Origin of the sequence: Micromonospora sp. WMMD730 (assembly GCF_049178955.1) — a bacterium.
GTDB lineage: Bacteria > Actinomycetota > Actinomycetes > Mycobacteriales > Micromonosporaceae > Micromonospora > Micromonospora wenchangensis.
In genome coordinates this window covers 2,608,107-2,624,959 of record NZ_JBMHML010000002.1, presented here as the reverse complement: position 1 = coordinate 2,624,959, position 16,853 = coordinate 2,608,107, and the positions used below count along the sequence as shown (strand labels likewise).

Below are 16,853 nucleotides of genomic sequence, written 5' to 3'. Positions count from 1 at the left end.
GTCGACCGGTCAGGCCACCGTGCAGGGGATGCCGTTGAGGGTGAAGGCGGTCGGTTCCGCGGTGTTGCCGGTGTGGTCGGCCTGGAAGCCGACCTCGACGGTGCCGCCCGGGGCGATCGTGCCGTTGTAGCTGACGTTGCGGGCGCTCACCTGGCCGCTGGACGGCGAGAAGGTGGCGTTCCAGCCCGAGGTGATGGTCTGCCCCGACGGGAGGGTGAAGGCCAGCGTCCATCCGTCGATCGTCGAGGTGCCGGTGTTGGTGATCGCGATGTTCGCGGTGAAACCCGAGGCCCAGGTGTTCATGGTGTAGACGACCCGGGGTCCGCTGCCGCCCGCCGTGGGGGTGGGGGTCGGGGTGGGCGTCGGGGTCGGGGTCGGCGTCGGGGTGCCCGTGGGCGTCACGGTCGGGGTGGGGGTCGGCGTGGTGCCGTTGACGCTGGTCACGAACGTCATCACGCTGCGCGCGGGCAGGTTGACGGTCAACGAGCCGTTGGACATGGTCAGCGCGCTCTGCGGGGCGACGTTACGGCTGCCGTCGGTCAGCCAGTTCTGCACGCTGCCCGACGCGGTGGCGCCGGAGAGGGTGAACTGCTGGCTCACCGCCGAGGTGTTCTTGTTGACCGCGACGATGACCACGGTGTTGCCGCCCCGGTAGGCCGAGACGTAGACGTTCGACGCCGGGTTGGCCGTGGCGTCGACGCGGACGTATCCGGGCCGCACGAACCGGGCGTACTGGGCCATGATCGCGCCCCGCTTGCTGATCTGACCGTCCTCGCGCATGGGGCCGTAGCTGCGCCGCAGGTACCACCAGACGTACGTCTGGAACTCGGCGTCGACCATGGACCGGTGGATGTGCTCGCCGACGTCGAGCGCCTCCGGCCAGGCGTCACCCGAGTTCGCGTTGCTGTTCGGGTAGTAGACCTCGGTCATCCACAGTTCCTTGCCCGCCCCCTTCTGCTTGAACAGCGGGTACGGGAAGTTCGAGTACGAGGTGCCGTAGAGGTGGGCCCCGATGATGTCGACGTTGGCCAGCGCGGTGGCGTCGTTGAGGATCGGGTCCGACATCGACTTGACGTACTGGAACGATTCCGGTGCCATCACCCGGGTGCTGATCACCCCGGAGTTCTCCTTGAGGAACTTGACGATCTCGCCGGAGGTCCACCACGTCCAGTCGTGGGCGTAGTCGGGCTCGTTCTGCACGGAGATGGCGTAGAGGTTCACCCCGTTGTTGCGCATGTACACGGTGAAGTCGTTCAGGTACTGCGCGTACGCGGCGTAGGAACTGGCCCGCAGGCGCTTGGCGTTGGTCTGGCTGCCCCGGGTGAACGTCTCGATCATGCTGGCCGGGGGGTTCCACGGCGAGGCGAAGACGGTCACCCCGAGTTCGGCCGCGCGCTTGGCCGTGGCCAGGTCACGGCTCCAGTCCGCCTGGCTCTCGCCGACCGGGATGCGCAGCACGGAGAAGCCGAGCCGGCCCTCACCGGTGCCGAACGCCGTCTCCCGCTGGGCGGCGGTCAGGTCGCCGATCCAGCCGGCGTGGGTCATCGCGCCGTAGCCCTTGATCGTCTGCCGGGACGCCGACAGGTTGATGCTGGCCGGGGCGGCCGAGGCCTCCGTGGCCCCCAGGGCCGCCGTGGCCGCCGCGACGGGCAGCGCGCCCAGCGTCGTCAGGACGACGCGACGGCTCAGTGTTTTCCGCTCGCCGGCGGCCGGCCCATTCTGATCCTGCGTCATTTCTTTCGTCCTCCTGGTGGTGGTGATACGCGCCCTGCCGGTTCCATCGAGCCGGTCGGCACCGATCTGCTGCGCCGCCACGGGGATGACCTGGACGTCACCGTCGGCGTTTCGACAGCACATATCGACTGTAATGATTGTGAACGTTAACGGCCGGAGTTTAGTTTCCCCTTCCATAGGGGTCAAGCACGCCGGCCGCATCCGGGTCCGCACCGATCCCGCGCGTCCGGTGGTCGTCGCACACCGCCACGACGCGGGCGGCGACGGTGGGCGACCGGCGCGCACGGCCGGCCACCCGACGGTTGCTAGCGTGACCGTCGTGACGGAGTTGGCGGACCTGGCCCTCACCCCCGACGAGCGGGCCCGGGGCATCGGGGTCGACAGCGTGCTGTTCGTGATGGACTGGACCGGCGAGGAGGAGCCCGGCGACCTGGCGGCGTTCGTGGCCGGGCGGGTCCGGGTCTTCGGGGCACAGCCGGACGGCGTCGACACCGACGTCGTCCAGCGGGCCGCCGAGGCCGACCCGACGCTGGGCCGGGGCGACCTGCCGATCCGCCAACTCGACCACCTGTCCGGCGTGCTGGCACCGCTCGGCTTCACCCTCGCGGTGCACGACGACGGCACCGACAGCTACCCGGTGCTGGTCCTGCGGACCGGCGGGCAGCCGCCGACCGGGCTGACCCACCAGGGCCAGCCGGTACGGGACTGGGCCTCGCCACCCACCGAGACCCTGGTCAGCCTCGACTGCCCGGGCTGCGGGGCGATGCTGGTCTGGCAACTGCCGGCGACCGGGAGCCTCGCCGACGAGCACTGTGACTGCGGAACCGCGCTGTTCGACGCCACCGGCCGCCCACTGCCCGACGTCACGCTCCACGACTGAGTCGTTCCCGGCGACGGACGACCACCGGGTAATGGGGTGCGGAACGGGTTCGATTGTGACGGGCATGGCGACTCCGGCGGGCAATTGATCTGATGTTCCGCCCATTCCGCATCGTCGAACGGGAATGCCCCGCGGTAACTGTCGGGCCGGCGCGACCCGGTCCCCCGCGTGGTGGTGCGCGGTCCGGCGTACCCCCGACCGGCGCTGGGCCCGGCCGCTGCCGACAGCCGTCCGGCCACCGCCGTCCCCGCCGGTCGCCCGACCGGGGCGGGCGGCACACCACCGGAGCGGGCCGGCCGGGCACCGGCTCCGCGAAACGTCCGACCACGCGCCGGTCCGTCGACCGGTTCCCGAACGGGCCGACGTCGACGCCGGCCGGGCCGCCGTACGCCTCAGGCCCCGGTCGTCGACGCCTCCAGCCGGCGGACCGCCCGGCTGGACACCATCCCGAGCACGGAGAGCACCACCAGCGCGGCGAGGATCAGCAGGGTGTCGCGGGTACCGACCACCGCGGCGGCCGGCCCGACCGCCACCTGCCCCAGCGGAATGGCCACGAACGAGCCCAACATGTCGTACGAGTAGACCCGGGCCAACCGGTCGGCCGGGACGTGCTGGGCGATCGACGTCTCCCAGGCCACCGAGAACTGTTCCACGGCGATCCCGACCACCAGCGCGGCGGCCAGCAGCGCCACCAGCGTCGGGGTCAGGGCCAGCGCCAGCAGCAGCAACGACTCGGCGACCATGCAGACCACCCCGAGCAGCAGCAGCCGGCGTACCCGCAGCCGCAGTGCGACGACGCCGCCGACGACCATCCCGACGGTCTGCGCCGCCAGCACCAGGCCCCAGGCGCTGCGGCCGATCGTCGCGTCGGCGACGGCCGGGCCGAGCACGCTCACCCCACCGGCGAGGGCCGCGTTGAGCACCATGAACCCGAGCACCACCACCCACACCCAGGTCCGGGCGGCGAACTCGGTCCAGCCCTCCCGCAGGTCGGCGACGACGCCGGTACGGACGGCACCGCCGCGCGCGGCGGGCACCCGGACCCCGGCGAAGGCGACGGCCGCGACGGCGAAGGTGACCGCGTCGACGGCGAGCCCCCAGCCCGGGCCGACCGCGGCGACCAGCAGGCCGCCGAGCGCCGTGCCGCCGATCATGCCGGCGTTCATGCCGAGCCGGATGATCGCGTTGGCCGGCTGGATCAGTTCCGCCGGGACGGTCTGCGGCGTCGCGGCGGCCGAGGCGGGCTGGGCCAGGGCGCTCACCACCCCGTTGGCCGCGCCGAGCGCCAGCAGCAACGGGATCGTCGCCGTGCCGGTGAGCACCAGGGCGGCCACCGCCGCCTGGGTCGACGCGCCGAGCAGGTTGGAGCCGACCAGCACCAGCCGACGGGGGACCCGGTCGGCGAGCACGCCGCCGAAGAGCACGAACAGCACGTTCATCAGCGAGCGGGCGCCCACGACCAGCCCCAGGTCGCGGACCGAACCGGTCAGGTCGAGCACGGCGAAGGCCAGTGCCACCGGGGCGACCGCGTTGCCCACCATGTTGACCAACCGGCCGGCGGCCAGGCGACGGAAGGCGGCGTACCGCAGTGGGGCGAGCATGTTCTCCTCCGGGACGCGGTCGCGCGACCCGAGCACCCTAGCCAACGCCGGCCGGCGGCGCGGCCCCGCTGCATCGGCCCGGCCGTCCACTGTCGTGCCCCCGTACAGGGGCATTGACCTGCGTGGCTTCACGATGCCGAGATCAACATGTCACGTCCGCGACACGATCTGGCTCGACAGTGGGGCATCGTCGCCCACCCCTCAAGGAGCGTCATGGCCCCCACCCCACCGACCGACGCGGAACTGGACGTCCTCATCCGCGCCCGGCTCGCGTCACTCGGCATCGACCTCGACCAGCTTCCCCCCGGAACCACCGCCGACCCGCAGACCGGCTCCCCCGGCCGGGACTCCGTGCTGGCCTCGCTGCGCTCCTTCGTCCGCGGCACCGTCGGCACCCTCGCCGCCTACCAGCCGCCCGCGCCGGCCGGCACCGACCCGGCCGTGGCCATGGCGCTGTCCCAGCAGCCCGCGCCGATGCTCTACCCCTCGATCAGCACGGAATGGCGGAAGTGATGAGCACAGCACCTGCCGACCGCGGCGTCGACCGTCGCGCCTTCCTCGCCCGGACCGCCGCGCTGGCCACCGCCTCGGCGGTAGGTGGCGTCGTCGGGCTGCCCGCCGTCGCCTCGGCGGCCGGCGTCAGCCGCGCGGCGGCCGCCCCGCCCGGCCGCTACAACCCGGCGCTGGCCGTGCCCAACGCCTACGTCAAGCCACGCCCGGAGGCGGTGGCCGACCCGACCGAACTGACCGTCGCCGAGGCCGCCTGGCTGATCCGGGCCGGGAAACTCACCCCGGAGAAGCTGGTCGAGGCGTACCTGGCCCGGATCAGCCGCTACGAGACGACCTACCAGGCGTTCAACCTGGTGCTCGCCGAGCAGGCGGTCAAGGCGGCCCGCGCGATGGCCCGCAAGCCGCACCGGGGCGCGCTGCACGGCATCCCGCTGGCCATCAAGGACAACTACTACACCGCCGGGGTGCCGACCACCGCCAGCTCCTACCTGTTCGCCGACTTCCGGCCCCCGTACGACGCCACGGCCGTGACCCGGCTGGTCACCGGCGGCGGGGCGATCGTGCTGGGCAAGACCCAGATGGGCCCGCTGGCCACCACCCGGGCCACCACCCCCGCCGGGGTGGTCACCACGGTCAACGCCTGGACCCCCACCAATCCGGCCACCGACCCGGGCGGATCGTCCACCGGCACCGCCACCGCCGTGGCCGGACGGCTCGCCGCCTGCGGCACCGGCACCCAGACCGGCGGCTCGATCACCGCGCCGTCCAACGCGCAGAACCTCACCGGGCTCAAGCCGACGATGGGACGGGTGTCGCTGCACGGGATCATCCCGCTCAGCTACACCCGCGACCACCCCGGCCCGCTGGCCCGCGACGCCAAGGACGCGGCCATCATGCTCACCGCGATGGCCGGTGAGGACCCGGCCGACCCGCGCAGCCAGGGCCTGCCCGCGGTGCCCAAGCTGATCGACGCGGCCACCCCCACCTACCAGGGCGGCAAGCTCAAACTGCGGTGGAAGACCCGGATCGGGGTGCTGCCCGGCTTCACCGCCGGCACCTCGGAGACCGCGCTGGCCCGGCAGGCTTACCTGGCGAAACTCGCCGCGATCACCGGCGCGACGATCGTCGACGTGCCGCTGCCCGACGAGTGGGACCTGCTCACCGGCAGCGCGTTCAACAACGTGCGGCTGCCCGAGCGCACCGAGCCCTTCCTGCCCTACCTGCGTACCGACCTGCGGGGTTTCGGGGTGTCGGTGACCGGTTGGTTGCAGGGGGCGCTGCTGGGCGGCGGTGAGTTCATCACCGGTCAGCGGGCCAAGCTGCTGCTGATGGAGCGGGTGCTGGACCAGCTCTTCGCGCACTGCGACGTCGTGGTGCAGACCGGTCCGGTGCCGTTCGACATCCTCGGCCTGCCCGAGATCGGCTTCCCGATCGGGTTCACCGGCGCGGGCCTGCCGATCGGCACCATCCTCGGTGGCCTGCCGTACGGCGAGGACCGGTTGTTGTCGGTGGTCGCCGCCTACCAGGCGGTCACCGACTGGCACCTGCGCCGGCCGGTCGACCCGCCGACCACCCCGGCGACGGGGCGCAGCGCGGCCCCGGCCGGACCGCGGCTCACCGCCGACGAGGTGGCCCGGCTCAGTCAGTGACCGTCAAGGTCGTCCGCCCGCCGGCTCGGCGGCGGGCGGACGACACCGGCGGCGGACCACGACCGGCGGGCGGTGTGCGCCCCCGGCGCATCCCGCCCCGGCCGGATCGCCGGCAGCGCGGCGGCGGGCGGCTCGGCCCTCAGCCGATCGTGGTCAACTTCGGCAGCACCTCGTCGGCGATCCGGTGGGTGAACTCCACCGGGTGCCGGTCCGGGGTGACCTGCACCTCGGTCACCCCGAGCGCGGCGTACTCGGCCACCTCGGCGAGGAACGCGTCCACGTCGGCCAGCGGCGGCCGGATCATGATGACCGTCTTGTCGATGGTGTCGTAGTCGCGGCCCTCGGCGGCGCAGTGCCCGCGTAGCACGTCCAGCTTGTGCGCCACCTCGGCCGGGCTGCTGCCGAACAGGTTGCAGGCGTCGGCGTAGCGGGCCACCAGCAGCAGGGTCTTCTTCTCGCCGCTGCCGCCGATCATGATCGGCGGGTGGGGCCGTCGCAGCGGCTGCGGTGAGTTGAGCGTCTCGGCCAGCCGGTAGTGCCGGCCCTCGAACGGCCCGTTGTCGTCGCTCCACATCTGCCGGCAGATCCGCAGCGTCTCCTCCAGCCGCTCGAACCGCTCGGCCACCGGCACCACCGGCACCCCGAGCCCTCGCTGCTCACGCTCGTACCAGGACGCGCCGATGCCCAGCCGGGCCCGGCCGCCGGAGAGCACGTCCAGCGTGGTCACGATCTTGGCGAGCAGCCCCGGGTAGCGGTACATCACACCGGTGACCAGCACACCGAGCGTCATCCGGGAGGTCCGCGCCGCGACGAAACCCAGCGTCGTGTACGCCTCCAGCATCGGCTCCTCGGCCGGGGCCATCGCCTCCATCTGGAAGTAGTGGTCCATCACGGTGAACGACGAGACCCCGGCCTCCTCCGCGATCGTCGCGGTCTCGATCAGCGTCGGTGCGATCCCCGCCGGATCGGTCGGGGTCGAGTAGTTCCAGTAGTGCAGTCCGAGTCTCATGCCTCGCCCACCTCCACACCGATCCTAGTGGCGGTGCCGGCCCACCGCCGGCTCGGCGACCCAGCCGCACCCGCCGGTTCCGGTTGACGCCGCCGGTGCACTCCCCGGTCACCCGGCCGGGCCATCCCGGAAGGAGGTTCACGAGCACCCTTCGCATTTCCCTTGATCGGGATTAGGCTCTGCCCCGTCCGGAGTGGACGACCACGGAGGTGCCCATGAAGAAGATGACCGTCCGTCGTACGAGTGCACTGCGTCTGGTGTCCGGCGCCCGCCGGCTCTGGATCGAGTGGTGCTGGTAACTGCCGGCCCGGCGGGCGCCCCCGGGCGCCCGCCCTCGGCGGCACCGGCCCGACCGTGACCGACGAGCCGCCGGGGTACGACTGCCACCGTGACCTCGGGCCGTACGCCGGGGTCGCCGACCTGCTCCAGCGGATCGCCGCCGACCGCCCCCGGCTGGCCGCCCGGCACCGGACCGAACTGCGGGCCGTCGCGCCCCGGCTCGACCCGACGGCCCGCGCCGCCGCCGACGAGGCGCCGATCCGGTTCCACCCCGCCCGACGCACCGCCGCCCTGGCCTACGGCGCGACGGAGTTCGTGGCGGCCTGGGCGGGCACCCTGCGCCGCCCGGTCACGCTCCGGTTCGTCCACGTCGGCGCGGCCGACGAGACCACCCGCGAGCTGCTGGACGCGCTCGCCGGCCGGCTCGGGGCGTACCCGGTGCGGCTGGAGCTGTGCGACGACGGGCCGGCCCGGCCAGCGGTCGACCCGAGCCCGGCGGCCCTGCGCACCGCCCTCGGCGAGAGCCTGGCCGCCGGCTTCTACCACCACGCGGCCCGCGCCGCCCGGCACGGACGCACCCTGGTCACCCCGCACGACGACCTGCGGCACTGGTGGTCGTTCACCACCGGCCTGGCCACCGCCCTGGCGGCGCTGGACCGGGCCACCGAAGCGCTCGACCTCTACCACGAGACCCGGAGCGTCACCGACGATCCGAAGATCACCATGTCGGCCGCGTACGCCACCGCCATGCTGTACGCGCGCCACCTGCCCGCCGACGCGCAGGACCCGGCGCGGGCGCGGCACTGGCTGGCGCAGGCGCTCCGGCTCGCCCGCACGGTGCCCGACGCGCGGCAGCGGGTGCTGTCGACAGTCTTCTACGAGCAGGGCGTGGCCCTGCTGGACAGCCGGGCGGGCGAACCGGAACGGGCGCTGCGCCTGATCGACGACGGGCTGGCCCGGCTGACGGCGGTGCTCGCCCCGGGCGAACGACCGCAGGACGTGGCCCGGTTGCGGCACAACCGGGCCCAGGTCCACCTGGCGCTGGGCGACCCGGAACGGGCCCTGGCCGAACTCGACACGGTGATCGGTCACGACCCCGACAACTGCGAGTACTACGTGGACCGGGCCGCACTGCACCGGGCCGCCGGACGGCGCAGGGCCGCGATCCGGGACTACGGCAGCGCGATCCGGCTCGGTCCGCACCTGCCGGAGGCGTACTACAACCGGGCGGTGCTGCACCAGGAACGGGGCCGCACCGGGCGGGCCCGCGACGACCTGGACCGGGTGCTCGCCATCGAGCCGGGGCACCTCGACGCCCGGGTCGCCCTGGTCAATCTGCACCTGGAGCGGGGCGCGCCCGACGTCGCCGAGGCGGGGGCGCGGGCCGGGCTGGCGCGGGACCCGGACGAGCCGGCCCTGCTGTGCACCCTCGGGCTGATCCGCTCCGAGCGCGGTGACCCCGCCGGGGCCGAGGAGTTGTTCAGCCGGGCGTTGGCCGGCGATCCGGAGCTGGTCGAGGCGTGGACGAACCGGGCCGCCGTCCGGTTCGACCGGGGTGCGGTGACCGACGCCGTGGCCGACCTGGACCGGGCCGTGGCGCTGTCGGCGGCACCGGTGCCCCGCTACAACCGGGGCAGCGCGCTGGTCCGACTCGGCCGCTGGGATGCCGCCGCCCGGGATTTCACCGCCGCGCTCGCCGCGCCCGACCTGGACCGGTCACTGCGCCGCGAGCTGCGTGCCGCACTCGCCCGCTGCCGCCGGCACACCTCCTGACCTGCCGCGCCGCGCGGCGGCGAACCCGGGCGGCGACGTCGGGGTGCGCGCGGCCCGCGCACCCCGACGGTCGAGCGGTCAGCTGCGCAGGCTCCACTGCTGGTTGGTGCCGCCGTTGCAGGCCCAGAGGATCAGCTTGGTGCCGTTGGCCGTACCGGCGCCGTTGGCGTCCAGGCACAGGCCGGACTGCGCGCCGGTGATCGTGCCGTTGGCGTTGACGTTCCACTGCTGGTTGGTCTGCCCGTTGCAGTCCCAGATCACCACCTGGGTGCCGTTGCTGGTGCCCTGCCCGGAGGCGTCCAGGCACTTGGTGCCGTAGACCATGAGCTGCCGGCCGGTGGTCTGGGTGAACCGCTGGTTGGCCGCGCCGGTGCAGTCCCAGAGCTGGGCCTGGGTGCCGTTGGTCGTGCTGGAACCGCCGATCTCGGCGCACCGACCGGACTGCCCGCCGACGATCTGCACGCCCTGCGTCGGCGGATTGCTCGTGCCCTGCACGCCCGCGTTGGCGATGACGGTCTGCGCGCCCGAGGGCCAGTTGTTGTTGCTGACCACCGTGTTGTTGTTGACCACGTTGCCCCGGTCACCGTTGGTCACGTTGGTGCTGTTGTTGGTCGACCAGTTGTTGGTGACGGTGAAGTTGCCCATGTTCTCGGCGTACCAGTAGTTGGCGGTGGCCCAGGTGCCGGTGCTGGCGAACACGTTGCTGCGGGCGGTGTAGTAGCGGGAGCCCTCGTCGAAGTAGAGCCCGAACCAGCCGTTGGTCCGCAGGCAGTGGTTCTCGGTGATGCTGCCACCCGGGTTGGCCGACAGCGTGTAGATGCAGCCGCCGTCGGTCATCTGCTGCATCACGTCGTGCACGTAGTTGCCGACGACCTGGTTGTTGGCCGCGGTGGTGGCCGTCGAGTAGCGCGGCTGGTAGTTGTACAGCCCACGGTTGGCGTAGTGGTTGCTGCCGCCCGCGTCGTTGGCGCCCCAGCCGTACCCGACCGACAGCCCGGTGTACGGCATGTTGTAGACCTCGTTGTGCGACACCAGCGAGGTGTTGACGTACGTGGTCAGGATCGACACCACGCCCCGGTACTCCAGACCGAGGTCGTGCACCCGGTTGTTGCTGATGGTGATGTTCCGGTTGACCATCCGCTGGTCGCCCGGGTGGTGGGCGTCGGCGCGTACCCCGCCGACCACCACGCCGCCGGCCGAGCTGCGGGCGATCTCGGAACGGGTGACGGTGATGTTGCTGGCCCCCAGGCCGACCCCGCTGGCGTGCGCGTTGGCGTCGTTGCCGATGCCGATGGCGGTCTGCCCGAGGTTGACGAACTGGGAGTCGCTGAAGGTGATGGTGTTGGCGGCGGAGACCTGCACGGCGGCCGGCATCTGGTTCCAGTTCGGCCGGGTCGCCTCGAACAGCGGGCAGCCCTCCTGGCAGGAGGTCAGCGCGTCGGCCGGACGGGCCCAGGTGCCGGTGATGTGCGCGCCGGTCTGCTGGTCGGCGAAGCCGTTGCTGCTGCTCGGGCCGAGCCAGCTGGTGCCGGTGAAGGTGATCCCGCTGAACGCGATGTGGTGCGCCGGGGCGTCGTACGTGCCGCCCACGTTGACCAGGGACTGCAACTGCGGCAGCTCCACGCTGACGCTGTTCATGTTCTGCCCGGCCAGCGGGATGTAGTTGAGCTGCCCACTGCCCGGGTTCAGGTACCACTCCCCCGGGCTGTCCAGGAACTCGTACGCGTTGGCCAGGTAGAATGGGCCGGCGCGGTGCGGCTTGGAGAGGGTGTCGAAGCCGAAGGTGTTGTTGTTCCAGGCCGGCTGCTGCATCGTGAGGAAGTTCCCGCTGATGCTCTGCACCGGGGAGTACCGGTCGGTGAACGAGCCGACGCTCTCCACCTCGACCCGGTTCTGGTTGCCCAGGTTGTTGAGGTAGCTCAACGCGCCGTTGCTGAACCGCATGCCGCTGGTGGTGAACGTGAAGTCGGCCCGGTTGACGGCGGTGCGGGCCCGGGTGGCGACCGCGCCGTTGACGTAGAGCTGCCGGCTGTCGAGCCCGGCGGGCACGTTCGCCCGCCAGATGTTCTTCCCGGCGTCGACCTGCGACCAGCCGGTGACGGCGCGCGCCCCGCTGATCTGCGGCCGGGCCGACGCGGCGGCCCGCCAGGTCACGGTGTAGCCGTTGGTGCCGGAGTCGGCGGCGGTGAACCGCAGCGGCGCGGCCAGCCGGTAGACGCCGTCGGCCAGCTCGACGACGATGTCGCCGGACATCCCGGCGGTGCGGGACCGGACCGCGTTCTGCGCCTCGGTCAGCGCGCAGGGCTGGCTGGTGGAGCAGGCGGTGCCGCTGCCGGCGGGGGACGCGTAGAGGGTGGTGGTGGCGGCGAGGGCGGGACCGGCCGGGGCGAGCACGGCGACCGTGGCGGCGAGCGCCGTGGCGGCCAGGCCGGCCAGCACCGGCCCGCGCCGGGCGGGTGGTGTCGGGACGGACACGGGTGGGACTCCAATCGTGGTGGGGTGGTGGGGTGCCCGGCGTCGCGGTGGAATCATGCGGCGGCCGGGGTGAGCAGCCCGACGTCCCGCAGCGCCGGCCACAGCGCCGCCGGGACGTCGGCGTCCGCGCGGGTCAGCGTCTGCGTGACCTGCGCGCGGTTACGCAGGCCGACGACCGTCGAGACGACCGCCGGATGGGAGCGGACGAAGGCGAGCGCCGCCTGCGGCAGGGTGACGCCGTACGCCTGGCAGACGTCGGCGATCCGGTGGGCCCGGTCGATCAGCTCCGGTGGGGCCTGCTGGTAGTTGTAGGTGGCGTCGGCCGGGGGCCGGTCCTGCGACAGCAGTCCGGAGTTGTAGACCCCGGCGACCACCACGCCGACGCCCCGGCGCTCGGCGGCGGGTAGCAGGTCGGCCAGCGCCCCCTGTTCCAGCAGCGTGTACCGGCCGGCGCACATCACCACGTCGACGTCGGTCTCCTCGACGAACCGGGTGAGCAGGTGGGACTGGTTCATGCCGGCCCCGATGGCCCCCACCACGCCCTGGTCGCGCAGCTCCACCAGGGCGGGCACCGCCTCGGCGGCGGCCTGTTCCCAGTGGTCGTCGGGGTCGTGCAGGTAGACGACGTCCACCCGGTCCAGGCCGGTGCGGGCCAGGCTGGACTCCAGCGAGCGGAGCACGCCGTCGCGGCTGAAGTCCCAGACCCGCCGGTGGTCGGCGGGCACGTCGAAGCCTTCCGGGTCGCGCCGGTGCGCGTCCTGCGGCGACGGTACGAGCAACCGGCCGACCTTCGTCGACACCACGTACTCGTCGCGTGGCCGGGTACGCAGCGCCGCGCCGATGCGCCGTTCGGACAGTCCGAGCCCGTAGTGCGGCGCGGTGTCGAAGTAGCGCAGGCCACCCGCCCAGGCGGTGTCGACGGCGGCGGCGAACTCCTCGTCGGTGGTGGCCCGGTAGAGGTTGCCGGCCTGTGCCGCGCCGAATCCCAGCCCGGTGAGGCGTACCGAGGGCCGCCGTGGCAGCGGACGGGCCCTCACGACGACTCCGGTCGGTAGACCCGGCGGGCGGTGTGCCGCCAGATCGCCGCCCGCTCGTCGTCACCGAGCGGGTCGAGCAGCTCCGCCAGCGTGTCGACCCACCTGTCGTACGTGCTGGCGAGCAGGCAGACCGGCCAGTCGGAGCCGAACATCAGCCGGTCCGGGCCGAACGCGTCGAGGGCGTGTTCGACGGCCGGGCGCAGGTCCTGCGGTGTCCAGGGTGCCCGGTGCACCTCGGTGACCAGGCCGGAGAGCTTCGCCGTGGTGTTGGCCGGGGCGGCCAGGGCGCGCAGGTCGCGGGCCCAGTCGTCGAGGTCCGTCCCGCCGAGGGCGGGCTTGCCGAGATGGTCCAGGACGAACCGCACCTCGGGCAGGTCGCGGGCCAGCCGGCCGGCCGCGCCCAGGTGGTGCTGCCGGACCAGCAGGTCGAAGGCGAGACCGGCGGCACCCACCGCGGTGATCCCCCGCCGCACGTCGGCCCGGTCGAGGAACCCCGGGTCGCGCTCGTCCTGCACGCTGTAGCGGACGCCGACCAGCAGGTGGCCGCCGCGGGCCGCCCGCAGCCGGGCCAGCCGGTCGGCGACGTCGGGCGTCGTGACGTCCAGCCAGCCGACGACCCCCCGGACGAGCGGGTGGTCGGCGGCGATGCCGAGCAGGTCCACCGTCTCGGCCTCGGTGGAGTTGGCCTGCACCAGCACGGTCTCGGTGACCCCGGCGGCGCGGGTGACCCGGGCCAGGTCGTCCGGGGTGAAGTCGGCGTCGATGGCGGCCATGGTGGCCGGGTCGATCCAGGGCTGCGGGTGCCGGGCCCGCACCCAGAGGTGGTGGTGGGCGTCGACGGTGCCCGGTGGCGCGCTCATCGACCCAACCACCCGCCGTCGACGGGCAGGACGATGCCGTTGACGTAGTCCGAGGCCGGGGCGGCCAGGAACACCGTCGCGCCGGCGAGGTCGGTGGCGTCCCCCCACCGGCCGGCCGGGATGCGGGTCAGGATGGCCCGGTCGCGTTCCGGGTCCTCGCGTAGCGCCCGGGTGTTGTCGGTGGCGATGTAGCCGGGGGCGATGGCGTTGACGTTGACCCCGTGCGCCGCCCACTCGTTGGACAGCGCCCTGGTCAGCCCGGCGAGGCCGGACTTCGCGGCGGCGTAGCCGGGGACGGTGATGCCGCCCTGGAAGCTGAGCAGCGACGCGGTGAAGATGATCTTCCCGTGGCCCCGGGCCACCATCTCCCGGCCGATCTCCCGACTCAGCACGAACTGGCTGGTCAGGTTCACCTCGATGACGTGGTCCCACATCTCGTCGGGGTGCTCCGCGGCCGGGGTGCGGGCGATCGTGCCGCCGTTGTTGACCAGGATGTCGACCGGGCCGAGGTCGTGCAGGTCGGCGACGAGCCGGCGGACCGCGGCCCGGTCGGCCAGGTCGGTACGCAGCGCGGTGAACGAGCGGCCCGCCGCGCGTACCCGCTGCTCCACCTCGCTGCCGGTGGCCTCCATGGTCGCCGAGACGCCGACGACGTCGGCCCCGGCGACGGCCAGCGCCTCGGCCATGGCCAGCCCGATGCCCCGGCGCGCGCCGGTCACCACGGCCGTGCGGCCGGAGAGGTCGAACAGGGCGTTCACCGGTCGGCCTCCTGCCAGTCGAGCAGCACCTTCAGCACGCCGCCGCCCTCCTCCAGGGCGGTGAACGCCGACGCCGCCGCCTCGACGGGCACCACCCGGGAGATGAGCTGCCCGGCCGGCACCACACCGGAGGCGACCAGCCGGACCGCCTCCACCATGTCCTCGCGCTGGTAGAGCCGCGCGCCGAGCAGCTCCAGCTCGCGCCAGAAGACCCGGTGCAGGTTCACCGGCCGGGGCTGCGGATGGATCGCCACCATGACCAGCCGGCCCCGGGTGGTCAGCACGTCGACGGCGGTGCCGACCCCGGCGGCGGACCCGGACACCTCGAAGGCCACGTCCGCACCCGCCCCGTCGGTACGCTCGTCGACCAGCGCCACCACGTCGGTGTCGGCCGGGTCGACCGCGTCGATCCCGATCCCGGCGGCCACCGACCGGCGGAACGGGTCCGGTTCGACAAGCAGGACCCGCGCGCCCCGGTGCCGGGCGACGGTGGCGACGAGCACGCCGATCGGCCCACCGCCGACGACCACCACCTGGTCGGCGTCGGTCACCCGGCCCCGCCGCACGTCGTGCACGGCCACCGCGACCGGTTCGACCAGGGCGGCCCGGTCCAGGGGCAGGTAGTCGGGGAGCGGCACCACCAGGTCGGCCGGGACGGTCCAGGAGGACTGCATCGCGCCCGGCGAGTCCACGCCGAGGAAGTCCATCGCGTGGCAGACGTGCGCGTTGCCCCGCCGGCAGGCGGCGCACCGGCCGCAGAACCGGGTCGGCATCACGGTGACCGGCTGGCCCACGGCGTAGCCGGTGGCGCCCTCACCCACCTCGGCCACCCGGCCGGACATCTCGTGCCCGATCACCGCCGGCGGGCCCACCCGGGCGTCCATGTCCCCGTGGTAGACGTGCAGGTCGGTGCCGCAGATCCCGGTGTAGGCCACCGCTATCCGCAGCTGGTCCGGCCCCGGTGGCTCCGGCGCACGCCGCTGCACCTCCAGGTGCCGGGCGCTGCGGTAGACCACTGCCTTCATACGTGCTCCCTCGCGGTCGGGTCAGTGCGGGACGGCGGACGGCAGGCCGTCGTGGTGGTGGTACGTCGGGGCGTCGGGCAGCGGGGTGCCGTACCGGTCCGCCGGGGTGGCGGCCGGATCGGCCACGGCCAGCAGCCGGCGGCCGGCCCGTTCCGGCCGTACGTTGGGACCGTCCGGCGTCGGCACGTCGGAGCGGCGCGGGTATCTGCCGATCTCCTCCTCGCAGACCGTGACGCCCAGCCCCGGGCTGTCGCCGAGAACGAACGCGCCGTCCTCGACGTGCAGGTCGCGGGTGATCCCGACCGGCGGGTGGAGGTCCTGCAACTCGCTGACCATGTGGTTGGGCACCGACGTGGCGGCGTGCAGCAGACCGACGGGGTGGTTGCCGATCGGGCTGACCGGCAGGTCGTAGGCGTGCGCCAGGGCGGACACCCGCAGGAAGTGGGTGATCCCCCACACCGCGGCCATCTGCACGACGTCGACCGCCGCCGCGGCGATCAGCGGCCGGTACTGCTCCAGGCCGGTGAGGTTCTCCCCGGTGGCCACCGACGCCCGGATCCCGCGTCCGACGACGGCCAGGCCCTCGGCGTCCCACCGGCGGACGGGTTCCTCGATCCAGACGAGGTCCAGGGTGCGTTCGAGTTCGCCCACGTGCCGCACGGCCTGCTTGCGGGTCCACGCCTCGTTCACGTCGAGCATCAGGCCGGGCCGCTGCCCCCGACCGGCCTCGGTCAGCACCTCCCGGACCACGTGCAGCCGGTGCCGGTCGCGCTCGATGTCGAGGCCGCCCTTGATCTTCGCGGCCCGCAGCCCGTGCCGGGCGTAGACCGTGTACGCGGCGGCGAGCGCGTCGTCGTCGAGGCCGATGTCCAGGCCGGAGGCGTAGGCGGGCACCCGCCGGTCGCGCCCGCCGAGCAGCCGCCACAGGGGTTGCCCCGCCGCCTGGGCCTTGATGTCCCACAGCGCGGTGTCCAGCGCCCCGATCGTGCCGAACACCGAGCCGGCGTGGCCCGCCTTGAAGGTCTGCCGCAGCATCCGGTCGTAGAGGGTGGTCACCGCGCGGGGGTCCTCCCCGTCGATCGCGGCGAAGATCCGTTCGAGGTCGGTGTGCGGTCCGAGGCCGACGCCGCTGATGCCCTCGTCGGTGTCGACCAGGATGATCGGCACGGCGGTCACCCCGTCGGCGAACACGCCGTTGGCGTCGCCGACGGGCCGCCCCCACTCCTGCACGGTGGTCAGGGTCCGGTATCCGGTGATCCGCAT

General features: G+C 73.3%; 13 protein-coding genes. 4 read left to right on the top strand and 9 right to left on the bottom strand.

Features of this window, described 5'->3' with window-relative positions; all coding sequences use genetic code 11:
• Positions 1-9 precede the first annotated feature (9 nt).
• Positions 10-1,734: a cellulose binding domain-containing protein gene (locus ACN265_RS11420; RefSeq protein WP_357934318.1), complete on the bottom strand. Its 1,725-nt coding sequence runs from the start codon at positions 1,732-1,734 to the stop codon at positions 10-12.
• 310 nt (positions 1,735-2,044) lie between these two features.
• On the opposite strand from ACN265_RS11420, the gene ACN265_RS11415 reads away from it, so the two are divergent.
• Positions 2,045-2,614 carry a hypothetical protein gene (locus ACN265_RS11415; protein ID WP_421407310.1) on the top strand — a complete coding sequence of 190 codons (570 nt, stop codon included), beginning with the start codon at positions 2,045-2,047 and terminating at the stop codon, positions 2,612-2,614.
• Between the two features lie 392 nt (positions 2,615-3,006).
• Here the strand turns inward: ACN265_RS11415 and ACN265_RS11410 are convergent, their stop codons facing one another.
• On the bottom strand, positions 3,007-4,215 hold the full coding sequence (locus ACN265_RS11410; RefSeq protein ID WP_421407307.1) for an MFS transporter: 1,209 nt from the start codon (positions 4,213-4,215) through the stop codon (positions 3,007-3,009).
• A 213-nt stretch (positions 4,216-4,428) separates the two neighbouring features.
• Here ACN265_RS11410 and ACN265_RS11405 point away from each other — a divergent pair, with 213 nt between their 5' ends.
• Together ACN265_RS11405 and ACN265_RS11400 are read left to right on the top strand one after the other, a co-directional pair.
• Positions 4,429-4,728: a hypothetical protein gene (locus tag ACN265_RS11405; RefSeq protein WP_204923113.1), complete on the top strand. Its 300-nt coding sequence runs from the start codon at positions 4,429-4,431 to the stop codon at positions 4,726-4,728.
• A complete protein-coding gene (locus tag ACN265_RS11400) occupies positions 4,728-6,374 on the top strand; it encodes an amidase (RefSeq protein ID WP_377686533.1) in 1,647 nt (548 codons plus the stop codon). The genes ACN265_RS11405 and ACN265_RS11400 overlap by 1 nt, the downstream gene beginning before the upstream one ends.
• A 139-nt stretch (positions 6,375-6,513) precedes the next feature.
• On the opposite strand, the gene ACN265_RS11395 is transcribed toward ACN265_RS11400, so the two are convergent.
• Positions 6,514-7,383, bottom strand: a complete 870-nt coding sequence (locus ACN265_RS11395) for an LLM class F420-dependent oxidoreductase (protein ID WP_421407305.1) — start codon at positions 7,381-7,383, stop codon at positions 6,514-6,516.
• A gap of 354 nt (positions 7,384-7,737) precedes the next feature.
• Between ACN265_RS11395 and ACN265_RS11390 the strand changes: the two genes are divergently transcribed.
• Positions 7,738-9,435 (top strand): tetratricopeptide repeat protein, encoded by a 1,698-nt coding sequence (locus tag ACN265_RS11390; RefSeq protein ID WP_421407302.1) that lies wholly within the window; start codon positions 7,738-7,740, stop codon positions 9,433-9,435.
• A 78-nt stretch (positions 9,436-9,513) separates the two neighbouring features.
• Here ACN265_RS11390 and ACN265_RS11385 read toward each other — a convergent pair whose 3' ends face one another.
• From ACN265_RS11385 to ACN265_RS11360, 6 genes are read right to left on the bottom strand one after another with little or no spacing between them, the layout of a single operon-like run.
• A complete protein-coding gene (locus ACN265_RS11385) occupies positions 9,514-11,910 on the bottom strand; it encodes an RICIN domain-containing protein (RefSeq protein ID WP_421407300.1) in 2,397 nt (798 codons plus the stop codon).
• A gap of 53 nt (positions 11,911-11,963) precedes the next feature.
• Complete coding sequence (locus tag ACN265_RS11380; RefSeq protein WP_357934334.1) at positions 11,964-12,947, bottom strand: aldo/keto reductase; 984 nt, start codon at positions 12,945-12,947, stop codon at positions 11,964-11,966.
• A complete protein-coding gene (locus tag ACN265_RS11375; protein ID WP_421407297.1) occupies positions 12,944-13,807 on the bottom strand; it encodes an amidohydrolase family protein in 864 nt (287 codons plus the stop codon). Before ACN265_RS11375 ends, ACN265_RS11380 begins: the two co-directional genes overlap by 4 nt.
• Positions 13,804-14,565, bottom strand: a complete 762-nt coding sequence (locus ACN265_RS11370; RefSeq protein ID WP_421407296.1) for an SDR family NAD(P)-dependent oxidoreductase — start codon at positions 14,563-14,565, stop codon at positions 13,804-13,806. The genes ACN265_RS11375 and ACN265_RS11370 overlap by 4 nt, the downstream gene beginning before the upstream one ends.
• The gene (locus ACN265_RS11365) at positions 14,562-15,590 is read right to left on the bottom strand and encodes a zinc-dependent alcohol dehydrogenase (protein WP_421407294.1); all 1,029 of its coding nucleotides are present in this window, start codon (positions 15,588-15,590) and stop codon (positions 14,562-14,564) included. Before ACN265_RS11365 ends, ACN265_RS11370 begins: the two co-directional genes overlap by 4 nt.
• Before the next feature lie 21 nt (positions 15,591-15,611).
• Positions 15,612-16,853 (bottom strand): mandelate racemase/muconate lactonizing enzyme family protein, encoded by a 1,242-nt coding sequence (locus ACN265_RS11360; RefSeq protein ID WP_421407292.1) that lies wholly within the window; start codon positions 16,851-16,853, stop codon positions 15,612-15,614.

Bases quoted from the DNA above. Each gene is read 5' to 3' on its own strand.
- ACN265_RS11420 (WP_357934318.1), bottom strand. From the start codon at position 1,734: ATGACGCAGGATCAGAATGGGCCGGCCGCCGGCGAGCGGAAAACACTG.
- ACN265_RS11410 (WP_421407307.1), bottom strand. From the start codon at position 4,215: ATGCTCGCCCCACTGCGGTACGCCGCCTTCCGTCGCCTGGCCGCCGGC.
- ACN265_RS11405 (WP_204923113.1), top strand. From the start codon at position 4,429: ATGGCCCCCACCCCACCGACCGACGCGGAACTGGACGTCCTCATCCGC.
- ACN265_RS11400 (WP_377686533.1), top strand. From the start codon at position 4,728: ATGAGCACAGCACCTGCCGACCGCGGCGTCGACCGTCGCGCCTTCCTC.
- ACN265_RS11395 (WP_421407305.1), bottom strand. From the start codon at position 7,383: ATGAGACTCGGACTGCACTACTGGAACTACTCGACCCCGACCGATCCG.
- ACN265_RS11375 (WP_421407297.1), bottom strand. From the start codon at position 13,807: ATGAGCGCGCCACCGGGCACCGTCGACGCCCACCACCACCTCTGGGTG.
- ACN265_RS11365 (WP_421407294.1), bottom strand. From the start codon at position 15,590: ATGAAGGCAGTGGTCTACCGCAGCGCCCGGCACCTGGAGGTGCAGCGG.
- ACN265_RS11360 (WP_421407292.1), bottom strand. From the start codon at position 16,853: ATGCGGATCACCGGATACCGGACCCTGACCACCGTGCAGGAGTGGGGG.